Annotated in this window: 20 protein-coding genes; 10 read left to right on the top strand and 10 right to left on the bottom strand. The window is 44.5% G+C overall.

What is annotated here, in order from left to right:
• Positions 1-138: 138 nt before the first annotated feature.
• Positions 139-1,323 carry a glycosyltransferase family 87 protein gene (locus BDI_RS06145; RefSeq protein ID WP_011966364.1) on the top strand — a complete coding sequence of 395 codons (1,185 nt, stop codon included), beginning with the start codon at positions 139-141 and terminating at the stop codon, positions 1,321-1,323.
• A gap of 90 nt (positions 1,324-1,413) precedes the next feature.
• Here BDI_RS06145 and BDI_RS06140 read toward each other — a convergent pair whose 3' ends face one another.
• The 3 genes from BDI_RS06140 to yaaA form a co-directional block, all read right to left on the bottom strand.
• A complete protein-coding gene (locus BDI_RS06140) occupies positions 1,414-4,656 on the bottom strand; it encodes a S41 family peptidase (protein ID WP_011966363.1) in 3,243 nt (1,080 codons plus the stop codon).
• A gap of 85 nt (positions 4,657-4,741) precedes the next feature.
• Positions 4,742-5,812: a 6-bladed beta-propeller gene (locus tag BDI_RS06135; RefSeq protein ID WP_011966362.1), complete on the bottom strand. Its 1,071-nt coding sequence runs from the start codon at positions 5,810-5,812 to the stop codon at positions 4,742-4,744.
• 97 nt (positions 5,813-5,909) lie between these two features.
• Positions 5,910-6,674, bottom strand: coding sequence for a peroxide stress protein YaaA (yaaA, locus tag BDI_RS06130; RefSeq protein ID WP_011966361.1), 765 nt, complete (start codon positions 6,672-6,674; stop codon positions 5,910-5,912).
• A gap of 151 nt (positions 6,675-6,825) precedes the next feature.
• Here yaaA and BDI_RS06125 point away from each other — a divergent pair, with 151 nt between their 5' ends.
• Positions 6,826-7,458 carry a DUF4858 domain-containing protein gene (locus tag BDI_RS06125; RefSeq protein ID WP_011966360.1) on the top strand — a complete coding sequence of 211 codons (633 nt, stop codon included), beginning with the start codon at positions 6,826-6,828 and terminating at the stop codon, positions 7,456-7,458.
• 341 nt (positions 7,459-7,799) lie between these two features.
• Positions 7,800-10,388, top strand: coding sequence for an ATP-dependent chaperone ClpB (clpB, locus tag BDI_RS06120; protein ID WP_011966358.1), 2,589 nt, complete (start codon positions 7,800-7,802; stop codon positions 10,386-10,388).
• A gap of 122 nt (positions 10,389-10,510) precedes the next feature.
• Here the strand turns inward: clpB and BDI_RS06115 are convergent, their stop codons facing one another.
• The gene (locus BDI_RS06115) at positions 10,511-11,593 is read right to left on the bottom strand and encodes a sensor histidine kinase (RefSeq protein ID WP_011966357.1); all 1,083 of its coding nucleotides are present in this window, start codon (positions 11,591-11,593) and stop codon (positions 10,511-10,513) included.
• 430 nt (positions 11,594-12,023) lie between these two features.
• Here BDI_RS06115 and BDI_RS06110 point away from each other — a divergent pair, with 430 nt between their 5' ends.
• The 5 genes from BDI_RS06110 to BDI_RS06090 all read left to right on the top strand — a co-directional run bounded on the left by BDI_RS06110 (position 12,024) and on the right by BDI_RS06090 (position 15,662).
• Positions 12,024-12,347, top strand: coding sequence for a hypothetical protein (locus BDI_RS06110; protein ID WP_005856696.1), 324 nt, complete (start codon positions 12,024-12,026; stop codon positions 12,345-12,347).
• 46 nt (positions 12,348-12,393) lie between these two features.
• Complete coding sequence (locus BDI_RS06105) at positions 12,394-13,074, top strand: OmpA family protein (protein ID WP_005856698.1); 681 nt, start codon at positions 12,394-12,396, stop codon at positions 13,072-13,074.
• 107 nt (positions 13,075-13,181) lie between these two features.
• Positions 13,182-14,243, top strand: coding sequence for an endonuclease/exonuclease/phosphatase family protein (locus BDI_RS06100; protein WP_008780547.1), 1,062 nt, complete (start codon positions 13,182-13,184; stop codon positions 14,241-14,243).
• Between the two features lie 108 nt (positions 14,244-14,351).
• Positions 14,352-15,002 carry a DUF4136 domain-containing protein gene (locus tag BDI_RS06095; RefSeq protein WP_005856702.1) on the top strand — a complete coding sequence of 217 codons (651 nt, stop codon included), beginning with the start codon at positions 14,352-14,354 and terminating at the stop codon, positions 15,000-15,002.
• A 30-nt stretch (positions 15,003-15,032) separates the two neighbouring features.
• Positions 15,033-15,662: an outer membrane beta-barrel protein gene (locus BDI_RS06090; RefSeq protein WP_005856704.1), complete on the top strand. Its 630-nt coding sequence runs from the start codon at positions 15,033-15,035 to the stop codon at positions 15,660-15,662.
• 78 nt (positions 15,663-15,740) lie between these two features.
• On the opposite strand, the gene BDI_RS06085 is transcribed toward BDI_RS06090, so the two are convergent.
• The 6 genes from BDI_RS06085 to BDI_RS06060 form a co-directional block, all read right to left on the bottom strand.
• Positions 15,741-16,367 carry a hypothetical protein gene (locus BDI_RS06085; protein WP_005856706.1) on the bottom strand — a complete coding sequence of 209 codons (627 nt, stop codon included), beginning with the start codon at positions 16,365-16,367 and terminating at the stop codon, positions 15,741-15,743.
• Positions 16,348-17,154, bottom strand: coding sequence for a metallophosphoesterase family protein (locus BDI_RS06080; protein ID WP_005856708.1), 807 nt, complete (start codon positions 17,152-17,154; stop codon positions 16,348-16,350). Before BDI_RS06080 ends, BDI_RS06085 begins: the two co-directional genes overlap by 20 nt.
• A 90-nt stretch (positions 17,155-17,244) precedes the next feature.
• Positions 17,245-17,967, bottom strand: coding sequence for an HAD family hydrolase (locus BDI_RS06075; protein ID WP_009275990.1), 723 nt, complete (start codon positions 17,965-17,967; stop codon positions 17,245-17,247).
• Between the two features lie 21 nt (positions 17,968-17,988).
• On the bottom strand, positions 17,989-18,894 hold the full coding sequence (locus BDI_RS06070) for a CDP-alcohol phosphatidyltransferase family protein (protein WP_009275989.1): 906 nt from the start codon (positions 18,892-18,894) through the stop codon (positions 17,989-17,991).
• 21 nt (positions 18,895-18,915) lie between these two features.
• Positions 18,916-19,779, bottom strand: a complete 864-nt coding sequence (locus tag BDI_RS06065) for a hypothetical protein (protein WP_008780551.1) — start codon at positions 19,777-19,779, stop codon at positions 18,916-18,918.
• 16 nt (positions 19,780-19,795) lie between these two features.
• Positions 19,796-20,494: a nucleotidyltransferase family protein gene (locus BDI_RS06060; RefSeq protein ID WP_005856716.1), complete on the bottom strand. Its 699-nt coding sequence runs from the start codon at positions 20,492-20,494 to the stop codon at positions 19,796-19,798.
• Between the two features lie 349 nt (positions 20,495-20,843).
• Here BDI_RS06060 and BDI_RS06055 point away from each other — a divergent pair, with 349 nt between their 5' ends.
• Together BDI_RS06055 and BDI_RS06050 are read left to right on the top strand one after the other, a co-directional pair.
• On the top strand, positions 20,844-21,089 hold the full coding sequence (locus tag BDI_RS06055; RefSeq protein WP_005856718.1) for an RNA recognition motif domain-containing protein: 246 nt from the start codon (positions 20,844-20,846) through the stop codon (positions 21,087-21,089).
• Positions 21,090-21,212: 123 nt separating this feature from the next.
• Positions 21,213-22,451, top strand: coding sequence for a hypothetical protein (locus BDI_RS06050; RefSeq protein ID WP_011966356.1), 1,239 nt, complete (start codon positions 21,213-21,215; stop codon positions 22,449-22,451).
• Positions 22,452-22,489: the final 38 nt, after the last annotated feature.

The raw sequence follows: 22,489 nt of genomic DNA, 5'->3' as shown, positions 1-22,489 counted from the left end.
GGAATACTCAGAATAGAGTCTGTATCATAAAGGAAAAGGCTGTCCGGGTTATATACCCAGACAGTCTTTTCTTTTTTATTAGGCTCGTTTTATTAGGTTTTTTATCTTTGTGGACTGATTGAAAGGAAGAAATTGGATATGAGATTAAAGACTTTAGCCACCCATCCGGTATGGAGAGAGCCCCGGACTGTATTCGGGGTATGGATGCTAACCGGTGTTATTTTTGCTATTGTCAAGTTGTTGATTGGAAAATATAATAATTATAAGATATTTGAAGGAGTCTATTGGCATGCTATCGAGGGGTTAACCTTATATGGGGATCATTATCCGGAATATTATGATTCAAATCATTATGGAATCTTATTTAGTCTTATCATAGCTCCTTTCGCCCTGTTACCGGAATGGTTGGGTATAATCTTATGGATAGCGGGTAATACCGCCCTATTGTTTTATGCGATTAGCCGATTGCCATTGTCGAGTACCCAAAAAATCATTATTTATTGGTATTCGTATTGTGAGTTGATGACGGCTCAAGGAGTACAGCAACTCAATATATCAGTAGCGGCCTTTATCTTATTATCGTTTGTCTTGATACTGGAGAAAAAGGATTTCTGGGCGGCAGGCATTATTATGCTCGGAACATTTATCAAGATCTATCCGATCGTGGGATTGGCGTTCTTTTTCTTCTCAAGGCAGAAAGTGAGGTTATTAGCCTCTTGTCTTTTCTGGGGATTGGTTTGCTTTGTGATCCCGGTGCTTTATACACTGGGGTTTGAGTATGTGATCTCTCAGTATATAGATTGGTTTGAGCGATTGAAGGTGAAAAATATGTTGAATATGTTCGCTGATCCACAAAATATATCATTATTAGGAGTGGTTCGAAAGATATCCGGGAATGCGGAGTATAGCGATATGTGGCTTATCATACCGGGCTTGATTTTATTCTGCATTCCATATTTAAGGATCTCTCAATATAAATATCCGGCTTTTCGCTTTATGTTGTTGGCTAATGTTTTATTATTTGTCGTATTATTCAGTACGGGAAGCGAGGCGAGTGGATATATCATAGCGATGATAGGAGTCGCTATCTGGTATATATGCAGTGTATCGCCCCATAAGAAATATACTTATTGGCTTTGGATAGCTACCTTGGTGATTGTTGGCTTATCCACTACAGAGCTGGTTCCATCTATTGTCCGGAATGGACTGATCCGTCCGTATGTGATAAAAGCTTGGCCTTGCATTGTGGTGTGGCTGACCATTTGCTATGAGATGTGTTTCTTGGATTTTAGTCATTCTCCCTATAAGTATATCACGACTTAGGCAGAGTGAATATCGCCTGTTTTTTAATAGAAGGTTACATAATAAAACGAGACTACTCCCGACAGGCGATGAGAGTAGTCTCGTTTTAAACTACTTTTTATCGATCTCTTTCAGCAATTCATTTACCGCTGTTCTCAATTGCGTATCTTCCCCTTTGACAACAGTTTCCGGAGAATTAGCGACTTTAACATCCGGTTCCAGCTGTGTGTTCTCTAAGTAACTACCGTCCGACAGGCGATAACCGGTAATAGGTGTGCCGAATACCAGCGTTGGATCTTGCAGGGTTTCCCAAGAGACGGTAGTCATTGTTCCCGGTACGGGCATACCTACCAAACGTCCGATGTGTTGATGCTTATAAACCCACGGGGTTCCATGTGCGTTACTATAATTAGCCTCGCATTGGAGCATGATGGAAGGTTTATTCCAGCGGCGGCTAGGCATATCGCAAGCCTCCCGGCCACGTGTCACTTGGGTGAGGTATTTCTCTCCGCTGAACAAGATCTCGATATCCTCATGCAAACGTCCACCACCATTAAAGCGGGTATCGATGACGATTCCCTCCCGGTCGTTATACTTACCTAGGATATCGGAGTAAACGGAGCGGAAACTAGGGTCTCCCATGGATTGGATATGGACGTATCCCAATCGTCCGTTCGACCATTTATCCACGTCGGCGGCACGTTGCTTCACCCAGCGGGTATAAAGCAAGCCATTTAAGTCTCCATTACTGATAGGCAAGACTACCTCTTCCCAGCGTTCCTTGGTTTGTGGATCGTAGAGGGAAACCAAGGTCTTCTTTTTGGCCTTATTGTTTAATAGCTTGGAGTAATCCATATCCGGGGTTATTTCTTGCCCGTCTATTTTCTCCATGACGGTACCGGCTTTTACTTTGGAACGTGCGTGATCGAACGGGCCTTTTTCCACTACCTCAGCGATTAATAAACCTTTGCCGCTATGGTTCCAATCGAAAAGTAGGCCTAGGTTGGCGGTAATATTGCCGCTTGTTTGCGGACGGAAGCGGCCTCCGGTGTGAGAGACGTTGAGTTCTCCCAGATATTCGCTTAGCAACTCTGCGAAGTCATAGTTGTTATTAATATGTGGCAGGAATTTACGGTAGGCGGCGGTCATAGCGTCCCAATTTACGCCGTGCATATTCACGTTGTAGAACCGTTTTTGCTCTTGTTTATAGACATGGTCGAACATATACTCACGCTCGGCGGCCAAGTCCATTTTTAAGTTCGCTTGGTAATGAATCGGTGTTAGTTTTTCCGATCCCATATCCATCTTTTGCATGGAATTGCTACCCAATAAGAACAGGTTCTTACCTTCTTTATCCATTTCCATGTTCGCCCATCCGGTATTCATCTTGTGGAGTAACTTGGTCTCTTTCTTGCGCAAGTCCATTTTCCACAGGTCGTATTTATCTTCGAAAGCCGAGAAATAATATAAGGTCTCGCCATTCTTCGAGATAACGGCGCTACCCATTTCGGAGGAATTAGGAGTAAGGCGTAGGATACGATCTTGGATTCCTTTCAGTTCCACTACGATATCCTTGGGCATTTCGTCTTTCTTTTCATCGGCTTTATCTTCTTTTTTCTTGTCGTCGGTTTTGTCTCCGGTTACCTCTTTCTGCTCCTTTTCCAGTTCCTTTTGCAACTCATAATCCTCTTTGCTCAAGCGGAATTTATCATAAGCGTCTTGATTCATGAATACCAGCATGGCATCATTCAAGGAACCCCATGAGGCATGCGCACGCATTCCGTAACGCTCTGTGGTGAATAGGATGGCGTTTCCATCCAGTACCCATTGTGGGGAGGTGCTGGTGTAACCGCTATTGGTCAGGTTGGTGATCTCCCCGCCTTGCGCGCTAACCAAGCCTATATCCGAATAAGGATCGTGCTTGTTTCCGATAAACCGGAGCGTGAACCATTTACCGTCCGGCGACCATGAGTAATCGAAACCGCCGGCTGTGCTATACCATGTGGAACCATCCGTGACTTGGCGTACTTTCTTCGTCTCAAGGTTGACTACCATCAGCCGCATACGGTCTTCTATGAAAGCGAGTTCCTTACCATCCGGTGAGAATTGAGGATAATTACGCTCTACGGTCTTAGAAGGTAAGAGAACTTCCTCTTCGATAATCGTTGCGTTCGGGAAATTAGCTTCTTCCTTACGTGCGATCTTAGCCAAGTAAAGTTGCCAATTACCACCACGCTCGCTGGCATAAGCCAAGGTACGGTTATCCGGCGAGAAGCATACGCCTGTTTCGGCGGCCGGGGTATGGGTGATTTGTTTGGTCGTGTTGTAATCGGCCGAGGTGACGAATACCTCGCCTCTTAGGGTTAAGGCGATCTGCTTGCCATCGGGGGATACGGTGGCTGAGGTAGCTCCTTTGCTGGAATTCAGATCGCAGATTTGCTCTTGATCGTCACGTATCAAGTCGATCCGCACTTTCTGCGGATTGCTTCCCGGACGTTGTGTATAGATCTCGCCATCGTATGTGTAGCACAATGTCTGGTCGCTACCTGTAGAGAGGAAACGTACGGGATGTGTCTTGAACTTAGTAACCGCCGTTATAGATTGTGGGGTGTTGAGAGGGAATGAATATACATTGAAAGACCCTCCGTTGCGTTCGCTCAGAAAGTAAACCGTCTGTCCATCCGGGGTAAATACGGCGTTCCGGTCTTCTCCCGCATGGTCAGTCAAATTGGTATGTTTTCCTGTTTGCGTATCGTACATCCATATATCCCGGGTAACGGATGAGGTATGATGTTTACGCCATTCATCCTCGAAGCCCTTACGATCTTGGTATAAGAATGTCTTTCCGGATTTATCGAAGCAAACCATCTCGGCGGGTGTTCCCAATACTTGCTCCGTGCGTCCGCCACCAACCGGCACTTTATAGAGTTCCGTCATGGCCGAGGTCGGGAATAAGGCGCTCTGTGCCGGATCTTGTATGGATGCGGAGAAGAGTACGTATTTGCCGTCGGGAGTAAAGGCCGATGGAATCTCGGAGGCGGAATGAGTGGTGAGGCACTGTGCCGTTCCACCGTTGGAGGGCATTACGAATAAATCGAAATTGCCGTTACGATCGCTGGCGAAAGCGATTTGTTTTCCGTCCGGAGACCAGATTGGCGTGCATTCATACGATGCTTGGGTGGTAAGTTGTGTCGCTGTTCCTCCTTTGGCCGGTACTTTATAGATATCTCCTTTGTAACAAAACGCTATCTCTGTTCCATCAGGAGAAATTTGTACATCACGCATCCACAAAGGGGTTACAGCGTAGCTGGTAGTCGCAAAGCCCATGGCAATGCAGGTTAAAAGTTTTTTCATGTACTTAATGCTTTTTTAGAATGGTACGAAGATACATATTATTTTGTACCCATCAGTCTGCTCTCTATTGAAATATTAACTGGATTTACCCTTTCAATTTCACTATAAATAACACGAGGCTTTCCCCTTGGGCCTGTGCGGGGAAAGTATTTCGCAGATCCTCTCCGGATTTGCTGAAACAATAGGAATGGCAATAGGGATCGATAGGGTCCATTCGTCGCACATTACCGGTTTGATAAAAATTATCTTTTAATCCTTCTTTTACCTGCCAGCATTCTTCCTTCTCCGTATCATAACAGAAGGTGTAATTTCTGGACTCATCCTCTGCGTTATAGTATGTAGATACCCAGAAACGGCTGCCCATGCGGATCGGTAGCAAAGGGAGTGTATTCTTTCCGGCAAGGTTCTCCAAGGCTTGGCTTTGCCGCTTTTGCTTAATATATAAAGTGTCCCGTAATAAGTTCCCGGGTTGATAGGAGGGGGCGTAGGCATAAACCGTTCCGCTTTCGAGCTCCACGGCTACTTCCGGGGCGAGACAACCGATCGGGCATGCGGAACGTTCCAGATCGACCGGACGGATCGTATGAGATTGTAATTTATGGAAAGAGGAATCGTATTCAACGATCTGTTTCTCAATCGTAGCGGTTTGCCCTGCTGTATCCCCATGAACACATTCCTCGGTGGTAAATATCCGGTTATTGTGCATGGATATGGATAGCATATGCCTATTCTCCGGAAGGTCGCATTTCAGTTTCTTGCGGGTAAGGAGATCACCATTGAATGAGTAATAGAAAATATCGTCCGTGTTTCCAAGTACGATCAGCTGCTGGTTGGCCGGGTTCACTACATACCCCGCTACCCATATGTCATCCGGATGGGTGATGCGACAGATAAATTCTCCCTTGCGATTGAAACGGTAAAGCGTCTCATTGCTGATAAGGAATAGGTTATCTCCCTCTTGACGGATATACTTGGCCTCCCTGATCGAATGCGTCCCTGAGTCCTGTAATGGAATGGCGATTACCTCATCCGCAATGTCAGACAAGGCTCCGGTAGGGTTGCTGCGGATCGATTCATTCGAGATTAACAGGTTATAGGCTTGCTTTCCGCAAACCAATAGAACAAGTAGTAATAAATATGTAAAGGTTCTTTTCATATCACCGCTAAATTAAAGAAGGATAAACCTTTTTATGATTTTTACGAATTGTTTTTATAAAACGTAGATCATCTGATTTTATTGGATAAGCCTAGAATTATTCTTGTAGAAATACCCAATTATCCCCCTCGGACATGGATTCTTTATAGGAAAAGCCTTCCCATGTGAATGCTTTTAATGCCTCCGGGTCAGAAATCCGGTTCTTTATGAGATAGCGGCTCATTTGTCCCCTGCACATCTTGGCATAGATCACGATCGTCTCCGCTTTGCCGTTCTTCCAGATCTTGAACTCGGGCGTGATGATCCGGACGGATCGCTCCACCTCCTTCCACTGGAAAGAGGGTTGGATATCCAAGCTGGCTAGATTCAGTAGGATTCTGTCTCCCTGTCGGACGTCATGGATTAATGTATTTGTTTGCCTGTCCTTCCAGAAGGCGTACATATTCCCGTCGCCTAGTTCCGGGATTTTTACGTCGAACTCCATCCGGTAAGGCTTGATAAGGTCTAATGGGCGAAGTAACCCGTAGCATCCCGATACGAAACGCATATGTTCTTGCGAGAAAAGAAAATCCTCCTCCGTGAAGTCTTTCGGGCTGATATTCTTGAATACGACACCGGTATAGGCGAGTATCGCTTGCAAGGGCTGTTTGTCTTCCGCATGAAAATCTTGGTATCTGCGGTAACATTCCGCCGCCAGTTTCGGGCTGAGCTTGAGGATACGACTTAATTCGTCAATGGGAAATTGGGTCATATGCAGGGCGATCTCGTTCGCCTCTTGCTGGAAACGTGGAGTCGTGCCTTGCGGCGCTTTTATCTTGGATGTCCCGGTCATTGTCTTAGCCGGAGATAATAATATCAACATATCTATATTGGATTTGGATTGATCGCATAAAGGTAATCCATATTAAGATTCAAATAGGGTATAAGTATCCCAATAAATCTTAAAGTATCTCGACTCGAATGGGGGTTTCGATAGAGGAATGAGTCTTGGTGATAAAAATGTAATGAGGATTATGAAGATGAGAGACGTGAAGATGCGACCTATATTCCTTTTGATAGTATCCATCCTACCTATGATGGCCCATGCGCAGTGGACGGAACAGGATTCTTTGCGCCTGCAAGAATTTTTATCCGGCAAGGAGGAGATACGTTTGAATCCAGAGTTTCAGAAGGCGATAGAAAGCGGAACTTTTCTACGACCCGATCAACCGGGAACCCATATGTTATCCTCGCCAAGTGAGTTGCCGATTACGAAAGACTTCTCGGAATATGTACAGTTAGATACTTTACGTAGGTTGACTAATTATGATTCGATTACCCCAGTCCTATTCATGTTGCTGAATTTTAAGTCACCTTCCCGTTCATTGGCCATACAGAAGCAAGCGCACACGATTAGGCTCCCTAAGAATCAGGATTGGAAAGAGTTTAAGGTAGGTAAGGTTCCTATGGCTGCCAACGTAAAACTGACTAATATATACTCGGATGTCGTGAAGGATGGCCAGCGAAGGGGAGGGGTACTCGCTACCATAAGAGTCTATTTCGACGCAGAGGATTTACTAGAGACTATTTTCTGGAAAAGTGCCCGTGACAAGAAGAGAAACAGGAAACGGGAGAATACGTGGAAGTATTATAATGACTATCCGTAAATTGTTGGATTTATAGGATATAACCACTCGAAAAAAACACGTACGTGAATTTCAAAAAACATGTACGTGTTTCCGGAAAAACTCGTACGTGTTTTTTTGAGAACATTGACTGTTTTTACCTAGATACTGTGTGTTTACTATCAAAACTTTTTTCTCTCTCTTTTGTTCTTTCTGAAAAGATACGTCCGAATGACATCCGAAATGGACGGTTTGACGGGGAGTTCTCTATTCTGTTTTATAATATTAAGACAAAATGTCATATTTTCGTTTTGGTATTTCTTTTGTAAGGATATAAGTGTAAAATAAAATTAGAAAAGAATATAAGAAAGGAGCTTAAATACATGAATTTAAACAATTTTACAATCAAGGCGCAGGAGGCTGTTCAACAAGCCGTACAGTTGGTTACTAAAAATAACCAACAGGTTATCGAACCTGTTCACTTGTTGAAAGCTGTCATTATGACGGGTGAGAGTGTTACTAATTTTATCTTTCAAAAATTAGGGGTAAACGCTCAAAACCTGAATATGGTACTGGATCGCCAAATCGAATCTTATCCTAAGGTTTCGGGAGGCGAACCCTATCTCTCTAGCGAGTCGAACGCTGTCTTACAGAAGGCGATCGATTATTCCTCTAAAATGGGGGATCAATATGTATCGTTGGAGCCGATCATCTTGGCGTTGTTTACGGAAAAGAGCACCGCTTCACAGATATTGAAAGACGCCGGCGTGACAGAGAAAGAGTTACGTCAAGCGATCGAGGAATTGCGTAAAGGAAATAAGGTGACAAGCCAATCCGCCGAGGAGACTTACGATGCCTTAGGAAAATACGCCATCAATTTGAACGAGCGTGCCCGTAGCGGTAAGCTAGACCCCGTGATCGGACGTGACGAGGAGATCCGCCGTGTCTTGCAGATATTGAGCCGCCGTACGAAGAACAATCCGATCTTGATCGGTGAGCCGGGTGTAGGTAAGACTGCTATCGCTGAGGGGTTGGCCCATCGTATCGTTCGGGGTGACGTTCCTGAGAACTTGAAGTCTAAACAGATCTTCTCGTTGGATATGGGCGCGTTGATCGCCGGAGCTAAATATAAAGGCGAGTTCGAGGAACGTTTGAAAGCGGTGGTGAACGAGGTTACGAAATCCGAGGGCGAGATCATCCTCTTTATCGATGAGATCCATACCTTGGTAGGAGCCGGTAAAGGCGAAGGCGCCATGGATGCCGCTAACATCTTGAAACCGGCCTTGGCTCGTGGTGAGCTACGTTCGATCGGTGCCACGACGTTGGATGAGTATCAGAAGTATTTTGAGAAGGATAAGGCGCTTGAGCGTCGGTTCCAGACCGTTATCGTAGACGAGCCGAGTGAGTTGGATACGATCTCCATCCTTCGTGGTTTGAAGGAGAAATATGAGAATCACCATAAAGTACGTATCAAAGATGATGCGATTATCTCTGCCGTACAGTTGTCTACCCGTTATATCACGGATCGTTTCTTGCCGGATAAGGCGATCGATTTGATGGATGAGGCCGCTGCCCGTCTGCGTTTGCAGATCGATTCCGTACCGGAGTCGTTGGATGAGGTTTCCCGCCGTATCAAACAGTTGGAAATCGAGCGTGAGGCGATCAAGCGTGAGAACGATACCTCGAAGTTGGAGCAACTCAACAAAGAGATCGCCGACTTGAAGGAGGAGGAGACCAAGCAAAAGGCTCAGTGGCAGAGCGAGAAGGAGCAGATCAATAAGATCCAGCAAAATAAGATCGATATCGAGAACCTAAAGTTTGAGGCTGATAAGGCGGAGCGTGAGGGTGATTACGGCAAGGTCGCTGAGATCCGTTACGGTAAGATCAAGCAAAAGGAAGAGGAGATCAGGGAGGTACAGGCTAAGTTGAAGACGATGCAAGGTGCCGCGGCTATGATCAAGGAGGAAGTGGATAGCGACGATATCGCCGATGTGGTATCCCGTTGGACTGGAATTCCGGTCAGCAAGATGATGCAGAGCGAGAAAGATAAGTTATTACGTCTGGAGTCCGAGCTTCATACCCGTGTGATTGGTCAGGAAGAGGCGATCAACGCTATCGCCGATGCGGTTCGTCGTAGTCGTGCCGGCTTGCAGGATCCGAAACGACCGATCGGTTCTTTCATCTTCCTCGGTACTACCGGTGTGGGTAAGACGGAGTTGGCCAAGGCATTGGCCGAGTATCTGTTCGATGACGAGAATATGATGACCCGTATCGACATGAGTGAGTATCAAGAGAAATTCAGCGCGACTCGTTTGATCGGTGCGCCTCCGGGATATGTGGGCTACGATGAGGGTGGACAGTTGACGGAGGCGATTCGCCGGAAACCTTACTCGGTTGTCTTGTTCGATGAGATCGAAAAGGCGCATCCGGATGTATTCAATATCTTGTTGCAAGTCTTGGATGATGGACGGTTGACGGATAACAAAGGCCGTGTTGTCAACTTCAAGAACACGATCATTATCATGACAAGTAACCTAGGTTCTTCCTTGATCCGTGAGAACTTCGAGAAGATGACACCCGCCACGCATGACAAGGTGGTAGACGAGACGAAGATCCAAGTACTGGAACTGTTGAAGAAGACGATCCGTCCGGAGTTCTTGAACCGTATCGACGATATCATCATGTTTACTCCGCTGAACGAGGAGGAGATTCGCAAGATCGTATCCTTGCAGTTGAGCAGCGTGAAGAAGATGTTGGCTACGAACGGTGTCGCCTTGGACTTCACGAACGAGGCCGTGGACTTTATCGCCGACAAGGGCTTCGATCCTCAATTCGGTGCCCGTCCGGTAAAACGTGTCATTCAGAAGTATGTCTTGAACGAGTTGTCAAAGGCTTTGCTGGGTGGAACGGTAGACCGTAACCGTCCGATCGTGATCGATAGGAAAGACGATGGTCTGGAATTTAAGAACTAAAGTAGACTTGAACGCTTGACGTTAAGCGTGGTGTTTCTATAAAATAATGAAGGTGGAATGATCCTATGTGAATCATTCCGCCTTTTTATTTTTCACTAATAGGTAGATACGGCTTGGTGCGATTATTTCCGGGTGGGAACCGTGCACCAAAATGTAGATCCTTTTCCAACGCTTGACTCCACGCCGATCTCTCCACCTAAATGTTTAATGATTAATTCACAGATAGACAGCCCGAGCCCCGTACCTTGGGTGAAGGAATCTAATTTAGCGAATCGATCGAAAACACGGGAGATATTTTCTTCCGCTATCCCTTTTCCCGTATCGGTAACAAAGAAATAAATATCGTCTTTCCTTATTTCATATCCGATCGTTATCATTCCCTCGAAAGTGTATTTGCAAGCATTATTGATGAAATTAGCCAGTACTTGGGATAAACGGTTTCTCTCAGTATGGATAATGTAGCTTTCCGCAGGCAGTTCCGTGCGGAATTCTACTCCTTCCTTGATCTTGAATCGGTAACTCCGCCATAGGGTTTGTATAAGCTCGTTAATCTCTACTTCCGTATAAAGGAAATCCAATATACCGGCTTCTATTTTTGACATATCGAGTATGTCATTGATTAAATTAAGGAGTAGCTCATTGTTTGCGTGAATGATTTTAGCGAATTCTTTGATCTCCTCTTTATCCTCACTTTCGCTGATAAGGGTCGAGAAACCTACGATCGCATTCAATGGGGTCCGTATCTCATGGCTCATATTGGCGAGGAAAGCACTTGTCAACCGGTTTGATTCTTCCGCCTTCTCACGTAAGCGGATCACTTCTTCGGCCATATTTCGTTCGGTGTCAAGAATGTCTTTCTTATGCCGATGTTCCCTCATCGAAAGGAGGATAAGTAGAAAGGCGATAAGGGCTATCGCCACTATCTCGAATGGGGACTCTATCATGAAACTCGGGACTACTACGAGGCTCATTTGCTTAAAGGTAGAAATAGGGTAAAGTTTGGGGTTGATTGTTGACGTGGAATGGCCGTATGCTTGATCGGTTTTAGACAGGAATGATTTGTAGGCACCTTTCATGGAATGTTTAAGATCGCTTGGCGTGATTGGACTGATTACATATGAGGCCTTGAATAAGTAAGCCTTGATAGGCCCGATTTTGCTCCGGAGAGCTCGGGTACTTGTGGTACTTTGTATTTTAGGTTCCATTGTAATCATAATTTAATACATTTACTGAGTTCTAAAAGAACTTGAGTATCAAATGACTATATGTAAATAAATGATGGAGTGTATTTTGATTTTAACACAAATAAGACTGGCTTTAGTGTTTTTTGTGATCCATAAAGATATTGGAAGTCTCTTTGGGGTACTCGGTTGGAAATATATTCTTTCAAAGAAAATATCATGCGGAACAGTAAATTACCCGGAAGCTATAAAAAATAATAGGTCTATATGATAATCAAGTATTTTTATTACCTTTGCTTCCTATAAAACCTAAGCTCTTTTAGAACTATGTTCAAGTAAGGGCATTTGCTTTTGTTAAGTCACGTCCGTAAATAAGCTTAATTGTTTTTGGGATATAAAATCAAAATATTTCCGTACATTTGCCGCTATTCAAACCAATTAAACAAGATTAATTATGAGCACGAACAATGACGAGCTACTTTACGACGAGGATGATTCCGTAAAATTTATCCAGAATTATCTTCCCCAAGAACTGAAAGGAAAGTTCAGTAATGACGATATCAACTATATCGTAGACTTGATCTACGACTTCTATGAATCTAATGGCATGCTAGATGATGATGGCGACGATGAGATCGAGATCGATGAGGAAGAGGTTGTAAATTATGTAATTAAGAACGCCCAGAAAGACGGCGTAGGCAAATTCGAACCGGAGGAAATCACTTTTATAGTACAAGGAGAACTTGAATATTGCGATTCGATCAACATGTTTGATTGATATTTGTTATATATATAAAGTTGTTTAAGTGAAATTGTAGAAGATGATGAGGAACATTAAATTATTATCTGTTTTACTGCTATGTATGGCAGTGGTGTTTACGAGTTGCGGAACGTGGAATAACACGGCGAAGGGTACGGCGATCGGTGTAGGCGGTGGTGCCGCTGTCGGAGCTGGTGTTGGTGCCTTGGCCGGAAATACCGCATTGGGTGCCGTGATCGGTGCGGCCGTAGGTGGTACAGCCGGTGCGTTAATCGGTAAGAAAATGGATAAGCAGAAGAAGGAGCTGGAAGCTACCCTGCCTGAGGACACGAAGATCGAGAGCGTGAACAATGGTGAGGCCTTGAAGGTTACTTTTGACTCCGGTATCTTGTTTGCCACGAACTCAAGTACGTTGAGCGACGCTTCCAAGAGTGCCTTGCGTAACTTCGCTACCAGTTTGAAGGCCAATCCGGATACGGATATCCGAATCATCGGCTTTACGGATAACACCGGTAAGGTGGATTATAACCAGACCTTGTCCGAGAAACGTGCGAAGAGCGTTTACGATTACCTGATGATGCAGGGGGTAAGCACGGATCGTATGGTTTATGAAGGTAAAGGTATACATGATCCTGTGGCTAGCAATGACACTCCCGAGGGTCGTTCGTTGAACCGTCGTGTTGAGATCGTGATCTTGGCTAATCAGAAAATGATCCAAGAGGCTCAACAAGGAACGCTTCGATAAGTTTTTTTAAGCTATCCCTGCCGGAAGCGGACAGGTTATAGGGTATGAATTGGGGGACTGTCTTTTCGGGATAGTCCCTTTTTTGTTTAAATCGCAGGATAGGAAGGATGAAGAAGTTGATATATATTTTATTTGTGTTGATTACGATCGCTTTTGTCGTGGCGGCCATAGCCGGATTCGCTACCGGACGTATTAATCCGGAAGGGAAGGAGTGGATCTCGTTTCCCGGATTGGTGTTATTACCGGTATTGGCGGCCAATCTATGTCTTTTCTTGATGTGGTGTGTCTTTAGGAGTCATTGGTGCTGGGTACCTTTGGCGGCGTTATTGTTGAACTGGGAGTTTTTGATATCGATGTTCCAGATACGGGTCTTCCCAAAAGAGATTCCGATAGGGAAAGAAGCGGTTAAGGTGATTACCTATAACGTGAATAATTTCAATACGGACGGAAAGAAACAGCTTCCTAATATAGCGGATTGGCTGAGAAAGGAGGACCCGGATATCGTTTGCCTCCAAGAATGCCCTGTTGAATCGGCCCTGCGGATGGATTCTGTCGCCAAGACCTTATCGTTCCTACCGTATTATTGCTCTACCCGTTCGGCTACGAAAGCGGCGGGCAACGCTATTTTCAGTAAATATCCGATCCTTCGTTTTGAGTCTATCCTATACCCGGAGTCTAGCAATAAATCCTTGTTTGCCGTCATGGATATCCAAGGGGATAGTGTTCGTGTATTTAATAACCATTTCCAAACGACTAGCGTGAATGCCGTAAAGCCTCGTCTTTACCAAGCCCATGCAGAGGGTAAACAATTGGAGGAAACCGAGGCCGCCTTCCATATGGCTTTTCAGATGAAGAAGAATTTCGTGAAACGGGCGACTCAGGCGGATTATATCCGTCAGATGTTGGATGCCGGGGAGGGGCCCGTGATTATTTGCGGTGATTTTAATGATACACCGGCCTCTTATACGTACCGTACCGTGAAAGGTGATTTAACGGATGGGTTCCGTGACTGCGGCTCTGGTTTCGGGTACACCTTTCGTCAATTAAAGCGTATATTTCGAATTGATTACATAATTTATTCTCCTGATTTTAAGGGTGTAACTTATGATTCTCCTAATTTAGACTACAGTGACCATAAGCCCGTCGTATGGTTAGGATATGTTAATTAACACACCCAAAAGGATAGTTTTAGAACCTTTTTCAACTCATGCTGTTTTAATAGTGACTTATATATAAGCACAAATAATAGTATAAACTGTTTTAAACGTTAAAATGAGATGAAAAAGATTTTTCCTTTTTTTCTGTTAGTTCTTCTGTTGGCTTCTTGCCAAAAGGACCCGGACATGTCGAAATTGGACAATGATTTTCTGGTGTTCACGAATCACGATAAGGACGCGAAATTCGAATCGTTCACTACGTTCTACATTCCGGATAGTGTATTGGTTATCGGCACAAGCGAGAAACCTCAGTTCTGGACAGCCAATGAAGCAGACGATATTATCACTACATTGGTGAATAATATGGAAAGCCGCGGTTTCAAACGCACGCTAGACAAAGATAACGCCGACTTAGGTCTGCAAGTTTCTTACGTACAAAGTACTCAATATTTCGCTGACTACAACGATGGCTACAACTACCCGTACTGGTGGTGGAACTATCCGGGATATTGGAGTCCGGGTTACTGGGGACCAGGTTGGGGAAATTGGTATTACCCGTATCCTGTAGTGTATAGCTATAGTGTAGGTTCCTTGTTGACAGAGTTAGTGGATTTGGATACTCCTGCCGCTTCTAAGGCAGACGCTAAACTTCCGGTTCTTTGGACTGCTTACATGAGTGGCTTGTTGTCTGGTTCCGATAAATTCGATACTCAGCTGGCTGTTCGTGCTATCGAGCAAGCATTTGTACAATCTCCGTACGTAAAGAAATAATAATTCGAATGATTAAAAGTTTGAGATTCTATGAAAAAGATAAATAAATCAATCAAGTTAATCGCTTTACTCGTAGTTTGTATGGCGATGCCTACTCTGGCTGGCGCCCAGGTTTTGAAAAACGCGTATTTCAATGTAGACTGGCAAATCAACTCTCCGTTCGGTCAAGACTTTTCTAAGAAGACCAGCGGTTGGGGTGCTCACGCTGAGGGTGGTTACTATGTGATTCCTAATTTCGCTATAGGTGCGTTCATCTCTTATCATACAAATAATGAGTATGTGGACCGCCAGACGATTCCGGTAAACTCAACATCCGTAATCACTTCCGATCAACAGCATTCTATCTTCCAGTTGCCTTTTGGTGCGGCTTTCCGTTATAACTTCGCTCCGGAAGGACAATTCCAACCGTATGTTGGCGCTCAGTTAGGTGCTAGCTATAGTGAGATGTCTACCTACATGAACGTGTTGAAGGTTTACGATCGTAACTGGGGATTCTATGTAGCTCCCGAGATCGGTATGACCGTGTACTTCACACCTCAGAAACAGATCGGCGTACATATGGCCGCTTATTATAACTACGCTACCAACAAGGGTGATGTCCTCAGCTATCATATCGATGGTTTGAATAACTGGGGTATCCGCTTAGGTCTAGCGTTCTGATAGACAACGTTTGTTCTTTTAAGTGTTTTATGTAGTTTAGGGAAACGGAGGGCAGTGAATGTCTTCCGTTTCTTGCTTTTATAAGATCTGTAGTTTCACCCCGAATGAAAGGCTTAAATAATCTTTTGGCTTCAAGTAGCTGTTGCCGATAGCGTTTATTATATACAAATCGCAAGTGCTTAACTCATAGAAGAAGCTGATGGATTTATGCCAGCTACTATTTGGATTCAGTTTGAGTGTGATCCGCTCCCCGATAAAGATATGGTTACGGATGCGGGTGGAGAACCAATAATATCCCGGGGGATACTTATTCGGTTGCTTGGCCCAGAAATCCCGGTCAAATAGGAAATTTACGTAGATACCGCAACAAAGAGGCTCGAAAGATACTTTTTCTCCCAGATCGATATTCCAAGGAAAATAGTTTTGTTTCAAGGTGAAAGTCACGTTTGCGTGATCATTTGCGTTGCGGGGGACGATACCCAGCAACATATCCGTTTCCCAATGATTCCGGTAATAATTCCAACCGGTACCCACGGATAGCATCGCCATGGAACCTGCGAATTGTACTTTTGTATAGCGGGGGATGACCCGTTGCCATGCGTTCTCGTACCGTTGCACTCGTTTCGTGTATTTATCCTCTTGCGCATGGAGTGTAAGGGAAAAGACACAAGTTAAGAGGAGAAGCTTAAAAATTGACCACTTCATACATATAATCGTCAGGGGTTAAGGTAAAAAGAAGATAACTTCGTTTGGCGATATTGGCGCAACCGTAGTAGATAATGCCATCCTCAAACAAATCAGCTGCCGATACGCAATGATTATGTGCATGCAAGCAGAACATTAAAGATGGTAATGTCTTGATATAAAGTTGGAACACGTCTTTCACGTTATTGTCGAACTGTTCGTTCCCGGGAGGGGCGTGCATGACTACGATCGTGCGTTTATTACGGGTACTATCCGCTATCTCATTCTTTAGGAAATTAAAATCGGGTACCGGATGGGAATAATCATACTCGATAGCGTTCGTATTGAGGCATACGAATTTCACGTCGCTCACGACAAACGAGAAGTTCTCATTCCCAAAGATTTTACGAAATACTTGGTCGCCATTACCGATCACGTCGTGATTACCGATCAACCCTACGTAAGGCACTTTTAGTTTGGACAAGATATCATCGTTCCACTCGAATTCCTTCTTTAAGCCGAACTCCGTATAATCTCCTCCATGGATAATGAAATCGATGCTATCTAATTGATTAACGTACTTGACGAAATCTTCCGTCTCATTATAACTCCGCTGGGTATCGCCCATAAAAATAAAACGGATCGTGTCCTTCCCTTCGCAGACTTTCTCGATACGCTCGATATTGGTCGGGTTGATCTCCCGGGAAGTATCGGAATCCAGACGACCGTCATACGGATGATAGTCGATTAAGTCGCAAGCCGTGAGGAGTGTAGCGGCAGAAAGCCATATGTATTTCTTTAAAAACATAGCATCCTAACTTTTTTATATGCAAAGTTAGGATGCTATCAGTACCAAAAAAGGTCATTTCTGAGCTTATACTGGTCTAAAATGTATATTCTATAAAGCGAATACTTGCTTTATTTCCGTGAAGTCGGATAATACGATATCGGCAGTCTCATTTCCTTTATAAGCGCTCCAACCAATACTTTTTAGCCAGATTGTCTGGCATCCGATCCGGGTGGCGGGGACGATATCCTTATCATAGGAATCACCTACGACAACAATCTCGTCGGCGGGAAATCCCAGTTTATCCACTCCTAATCGGAAGATCGCCGGGTCCGGCTTACGGATACCTACGACCGCCGATTCCACGATAGCGCCGAATAAATGATCCAAACCGAAATCTTTCAACACGGATTCTATGTTCCCATAGAAGTTCGATACCAATACCAATGGGTAACGTTCCGCTAATTGCTCCAGAATGGGGCGGGCGCTATCGATTGCCTTCCGGGCGTATTCGTAACACCAATCCGCTAATTGTTCCGGTAACTCCGGGGTAACCGCCTCGGCGGATAAATGCCCGTTCTCTTTCAGCCATTGGATTTGTAAATCGCTTTTCAAGCGCAGCATATCCAGAAACGTATGATGAGGCTTCACGATCGGATTCTTTCCAAGCGTTCTTTCTCCATGTACATAAGCATCACGGAAAACCGCTTTGGATACGGGAACCTTCAAGGCCTCATACGCCATCCAGATCACCTCTGCCCAGTGCATGCCGTTACTGTCTATCGTTCCGCCGTAATCAAAGAGGATTCCTTTTACTTTGTCTAAATTGAACATAATCGAATGGGGTAAAAAACGTTATAACTGTTTGCTGAAATCTTCACAAATATGCTCATGCTTTTTGATCATATAGAGCAACATCGAGTTTAATACGGTCAGCTCGAATACGAAATACAGCCAAGGCATGTCGATGAAAAGGCTGACAAACAAAGCGATCACCCGGGTATTGAATGATAGCATATTCGTATATTTCATTAATGGCAGGCTCTGTGTTCGAAAAGCCTTACGGAACCATTCCGGCGCTTGTCCGTTGTATTTCTCACGGATGATGTTCATCATGTGTTGGAATTTAGGTGTCCATGCTTCTTGACCTACCGTATAATTAATGTAGAAGGTCTCGAACAATTTATAGATAAAGTCATGTTTCCAACTCATCTTCTTATAATTCTCCTTCAATTGGGGAGAGTGGGAGAGCTCGCTACCCGATTTACCTTTCAAGAACAACAAGTGAATATTGCGATAATAATCCGCCATGGCCGCTTGCTTGCTATGGAAGAATCCCGTCGTAGCCGCCAATAGCCAGATCCATATTCCCCATTCCGGCGTGAGGCGTAAGCAGATTGCCGCGTAGATAGCGATAAACCAGAAATCGCCGGCGGCACCGTCCAAGATACGTCCCAAGGCACTTTTCTGTCCGGTCATACGGGCCAATTGTCCGTCTGCGCTATCATATGAGTTTGCCCAGATTAACAGTAACATGCCGATCACGTTGATAGCGAGGCTCTGGAAATAGAAACAGATACCTGCCGCTATGCCGATAAAGATGCTGGCGATCGTGATACTATTGGGCGATACCCCCAATTTATTAAAGAACAAAGCCCATTGGTAGCCAATAGGACGATAGAAATGAATATCGATAAACTCCTCGGTGTCCAAAGATTTTAAGGTTGACTCCAGACTGGGAGTAGACTTAGTCTCACTCATGATTGATTTTGTTAAAACGATTTAGATGTGTTCTCGCATAAGATCCCAGATACGACGTGCGATGTTTGGAGCCGCTTCTTCCCGGCAAGGGGCGAAACTAGGCCAATCATTGAAATCGATAATTCGCATGACACCATCCTCGGAGACGATGCAATCTCCCCCGTAAATATGTATGCTCAATACCTCGGCTGCCTTGTGGCAGAGCAGACGAAGCTGCGCTTCGTCGAAGGGGATCCCCTTCGCTGTACCATTGATAACTTCTAAACCAAATTTACTATGATGCATGTTCGATGGATAGAACCAATAAAAGAAATCGGTTCCAGCTACCCCGTAAAATTTCACCAAATCGCCTACCAGATGCTCATTGATTACCGCCGACGGGATACCACGGATGGCGTATTCCTTCAGTATGCTTCTCGCCTCTTCCGGATTTCTTACGTAGGTGACGTCTTCCCTATGAATGGCGTGGAAATCTCCCCGTTTGATCCAGCAATTAAAGAAACCGGCTTTTTCTAGGGCTTCTGTCGGATCCTCATCTGTCCGTAAGATTAAGCTTTCCGGATGGGAGATATGGTTGGATAATAGGAGGCGGGTCATTTTCTCACGGGTACAATTCTCGATCCCGTAACCTGAGTTCACCACGAAATAATTTTTATCCTCTAGTTCTTGCAGCTTATGGATGGACTTCCAGTCTCTTACCATATTAAAGATACCCTTTTCTTTCGGGTCTTGCAGCAGCAGATCCGATTCGATATATTCGTTTACATCGCATCCCAATTTTCGTAAATGCTGGGCTGTCAAGGCGAAGATCGCTGCGTCGTTGCCGATATGATTGGGGGAGAATTGATTTCCTCTGCGGATACCTGCTAAAGTTAATTTACTCATTGTTAGACAGTATTCTTTATGACTTTAAAAATGATTCGGCTTTCAAAATGTCATCGGCGTGATCCACGTCGATGATCTTGCTGAAAGGATAGGCCTTTAGCCTCAACCCCTCGGCGATGAGCTGCCGTTGATAATTGCGCATTCTCGACATTCCCTGCGAGATGGCGTTGTTCAATACACCCAGAGCCGGACGCCTCAAGCAATAGATACCTCCCGATATGTAACGGCAATCACCGTCTGCCTGATCTAGGAAATTCCGGATGTAAAGTTCGTTGTCTGTTTCTACATATAAGGGTTTCTCGTCATCAATAAAATCAGTGACGGCCATCAATCCGTCCAGTTTATCCTCTTGGATGAACTGTTGGATATAGCCGCTGAACTCTTCTTCCTTGAAGATCGTGTCTACAGTAGTTAAACAAATCTTATCACCGTCCAGATAATGACTCAGCTCGTAGAAGCTGTGCATAGAGCTGGGGGTGGATTTTACCAATAGGTAAAAGGGTATAGGTAGTCGCAGGGCCTTCAGGTAATCCTGTACCTCGGTCATCTCCTCGTTTACGATGATACTGATAGAGGTTGCGTTATTTTTCAAAAAAACGTCTATCAACCGGTCTATCAGAGCGACACCGTTGAGTCTAACCAGAGGCTTTGGCCACTTAACACCTTCTTGCGCCAAGCGGGAGCCTTCGCCGGCGGCAATGATCGCGTAATCCATAACTTTTATTAGTTCAAATAATAATTTTGCAAAGTTACGAGATTTCTGAGATAGTTTTAGGCTATATCGTTGATATAATTGGTCAAAATTTCTATAAATTAGGACTATTTGACTAGAACAACAAAGACGTTATAAAGAGCTTGAATGTTTTTTTGAAAATAATTATCGTTTTATAGTTGCTAATTCAAATAGAATGCTTTCCTTTGTGCCATGAACAAAAGATAGTTTGTATAGCTCTTTTATCTTTTAGCATTTATTCATCAGCGATGATAATACTTTCTTTTAGAGATTGACTTCACCAACCATCCTTGTTTTATTATTAATTTTTATTTTTTTATATCATTTTCGTATGAATATTTACATTGGAAACCTGAATTATCGGGTAAGAGAATCAGACTTACAACAGATTCTGGAAGAGTATGGTGTTGTAGACTCAGTTAAAATCATTGTTGACCGTGACACAAAACGTTCTAAGGGCTTCGCTTTCGCTGAGATGCCTAACGCTGCAGAGGCTCAAAAAGCTATCGAGGAGTTGAACCAAGCTGAGTACGAAGGTCGTCAGATGGTTGTTAAAGAAGCTATCCCTAGACGTTAAATTTTAGAAGAAAGAGATTTTTAAAATAAGACGAAAAAGCGGGGAAACGAGGTGAAAACTTCCGTTTCCCCGCTTTCTTTTTTCAGTGTATTTTGTTTATGTTCGCGAGAAATTTTAAGAGTGATGAAGAATATAGGTGTTAGGAGTTTCATTGTGGGTCTTTGCTTGATGGGATTGGGGAGTTGGTCTCCCTCGCTGAAGGCGCAGATCGCGGATCGTGTCTATAAGACGGATTATCATATCGACCCGGAGAAGGCCCGGGAGTTGTCCGTAGAGTTGGATAATATTAGCTTCTTCAAGGATAACGAGTATACGGGTAAATTTACCAAAGGGTATTCGTTGCCGGGGCTTTGGGTACAAGGCAAAGCGGTTTATTATCCTTTGCGGAATATCAAGTTGGAGGCGGGTGTCCATATGTTGATCTATCATGGGGCGAATAAATATCCGAGCATGGCTTATCAGGATATCGCTTATTGGAAGGGAGACCAATACCAAAAAGGGGTACATGTGTTGCCCTATTTCCGGGCGCAGATGGCTCTCTCGGATCATGTGAACATCGTGCTGGGAAATATTTACGGCGCTTCCAACCATAATTTGATAGAGCCTCTTTATAATCCGGAGTTGAATTTGACCTGCGATCCCGAGGCGGGCTTGCAGTTGTTATATGACTCGAAGGCTTTCGACTTGGATGTGTGGGTGAACTGGCAGAGCTTTATTTTCCGGGAGGATGTGCATCAAGAGGCGTTTACCGTCGGGATCTCTTCACGGCTAAAGTACAACGACCCGGCTTCCCGTTTCCATTTCTATACGCCGGTGCAAGGATTGGTGCAGCATAGGGGAGGCGAGATCGACACGATCTTCAACAATTCCGTGCAAACCTTGATGAATGGTGCGATCGGTGTCGGAGGTGTATGGAATACCGGACATCGTATTTTCAAAAACTTGAACGTGGAACTGGATGCTACCGGTTATTATCAGCAAGCGGGAGAGATATGGCCCTTTGACAGCGGATATGGCTTGTATGCCCGTGCTTCCGCCGATATCTATGATTTCCGGGTGAAAACGTCGTATTGGACCTGCGAGGATTTCATCTCTATGTTTGGTAGCCCGTTTTTCGGGGCGGCCTCGATGATTGATGAGGGGGTTACGTTCGACCGTCCGCAAATGATCTATCTGGGGGTGGAATATTCCCGGCAACTAGCGAAGGGTTTCTCGATAGGGGTAGATGTGGACGTTTTTCATCATCTCTCCGGAGATATGAATGATGCGGATGGAGTAAAACAACCGATGGGAAGCGCCACGAGTTTTACGGCAGGGGTTTACATGCGTATCAATCCGTCTTTCTTGATTAAAAAATTCTGATCATTACCTTCATACATAAACACAGTAGTATTCGATTG

It is taken from the genome of Parabacteroides distasonis ATCC 8503 (assembly GCF_000012845.1).
Lineage (GTDB): Bacteria > Bacteroidota > Bacteroidia > Bacteroidales > Tannerellaceae > Parabacteroides > Parabacteroides distasonis.
This window is presented reverse-complemented; position numbering and strand designations above follow the sequence as displayed.

Bases quoted from the DNA above. Each gene is read 5' to 3' on its own strand.
- BDI_RS06145 (WP_011966364.1), top strand. From the start codon at position 139: ATGAGATTAAAGACTTTAGCCACCCATCCGGTATGGAGAGAGCCCCGG.
- BDI_RS06140 (WP_011966363.1), bottom strand. From the start codon at position 4,656: ATGAAAAAACTTTTAACCTGCATTGCCATGGGCTTTGCGACTACCAGC.
- BDI_RS06135 (WP_011966362.1), bottom strand. From the start codon at position 5,812: ATGAAAAGAACCTTTACATATTTATTACTACTTGTTCTATTGGTTTGC.
- yaaA (WP_011966361.1), bottom strand. From the start codon at position 6,674: ATGTTGATATTATTATCTCCGGCTAAGACAATGACCGGGACATCCAAG.
- BDI_RS06125 (WP_011966360.1), top strand. From the start codon at position 6,826: ATGAAGATGAGAGACGTGAAGATGCGACCTATATTCCTTTTGATAGTA.
- clpB (WP_011966358.1), top strand. From the start codon at position 7,800: ATGAATTTAAACAATTTTACAATCAAGGCGCAGGAGGCTGTTCAACAA.
- BDI_RS06115 (WP_011966357.1), bottom strand. From the start codon at position 11,593: ATGGAACCTAAAATACAAAGTACCACAAGTACCCGAGCTCTCCGGAGC.
- BDI_RS06110 (WP_005856696.1), top strand. From the start codon at position 12,024: ATGAGCACGAACAATGACGAGCTACTTTACGACGAGGATGATTCCGTA.
- BDI_RS06105 (WP_005856698.1), top strand. From the start codon at position 12,394: ATGAGGAACATTAAATTATTATCTGTTTTACTGCTATGTATGGCAGTG.
- BDI_RS06100 (WP_008780547.1), top strand. From the start codon at position 13,182: ATGAAGAAGTTGATATATATTTTATTTGTGTTGATTACGATCGCTTTT.
- BDI_RS06095 (WP_005856702.1), top strand. From the start codon at position 14,352: ATGAAAAAGATTTTTCCTTTTTTTCTGTTAGTTCTTCTGTTGGCTTCT.
- BDI_RS06090 (WP_005856704.1), top strand. From the start codon at position 15,033: ATGAAAAAGATAAATAAATCAATCAAGTTAATCGCTTTACTCGTAGTT.
- BDI_RS06085 (WP_005856706.1), bottom strand. From the start codon at position 16,367: ATGAAGTGGTCAATTTTTAAGCTTCTCCTCTTAACTTGTGTCTTTTCC.
- BDI_RS06080 (WP_005856708.1), bottom strand. From the start codon at position 17,154: ATGTTTTTAAAGAAATACATATGGCTTTCTGCCGCTACACTCCTCACG.
- BDI_RS06075 (WP_009275990.1), bottom strand. From the start codon at position 17,967: ATGTTCAATTTAGACAAAGTAAAAGGAATCCTCTTTGATTACGGCGGA.
- BDI_RS06070 (WP_009275989.1), bottom strand. From the start codon at position 18,894: ATGAGTGAGACTAAGTCTACTCCCAGTCTGGAGTCAACCTTAAAATCT.
- BDI_RS06065 (WP_008780551.1), bottom strand. From the start codon at position 19,779: ATGAGTAAATTAACTTTAGCAGGTATCCGCAGAGGAAATCAATTCTCC.
- BDI_RS06060 (WP_005856716.1), bottom strand. From the start codon at position 20,494: ATGGATTACGCGATCATTGCCGCCGGCGAAGGCTCCCGCTTGGCGCAA.
- BDI_RS06055 (WP_005856718.1), top strand. From the start codon at position 20,844: ATGAATATTTACATTGGAAACCTGAATTATCGGGTAAGAGAATCAGAC.
- BDI_RS06050 (WP_011966356.1), top strand. From the start codon at position 21,213: ATGAAGAATATAGGTGTTAGGAGTTTCATTGTGGGTCTTTGCTTGATG.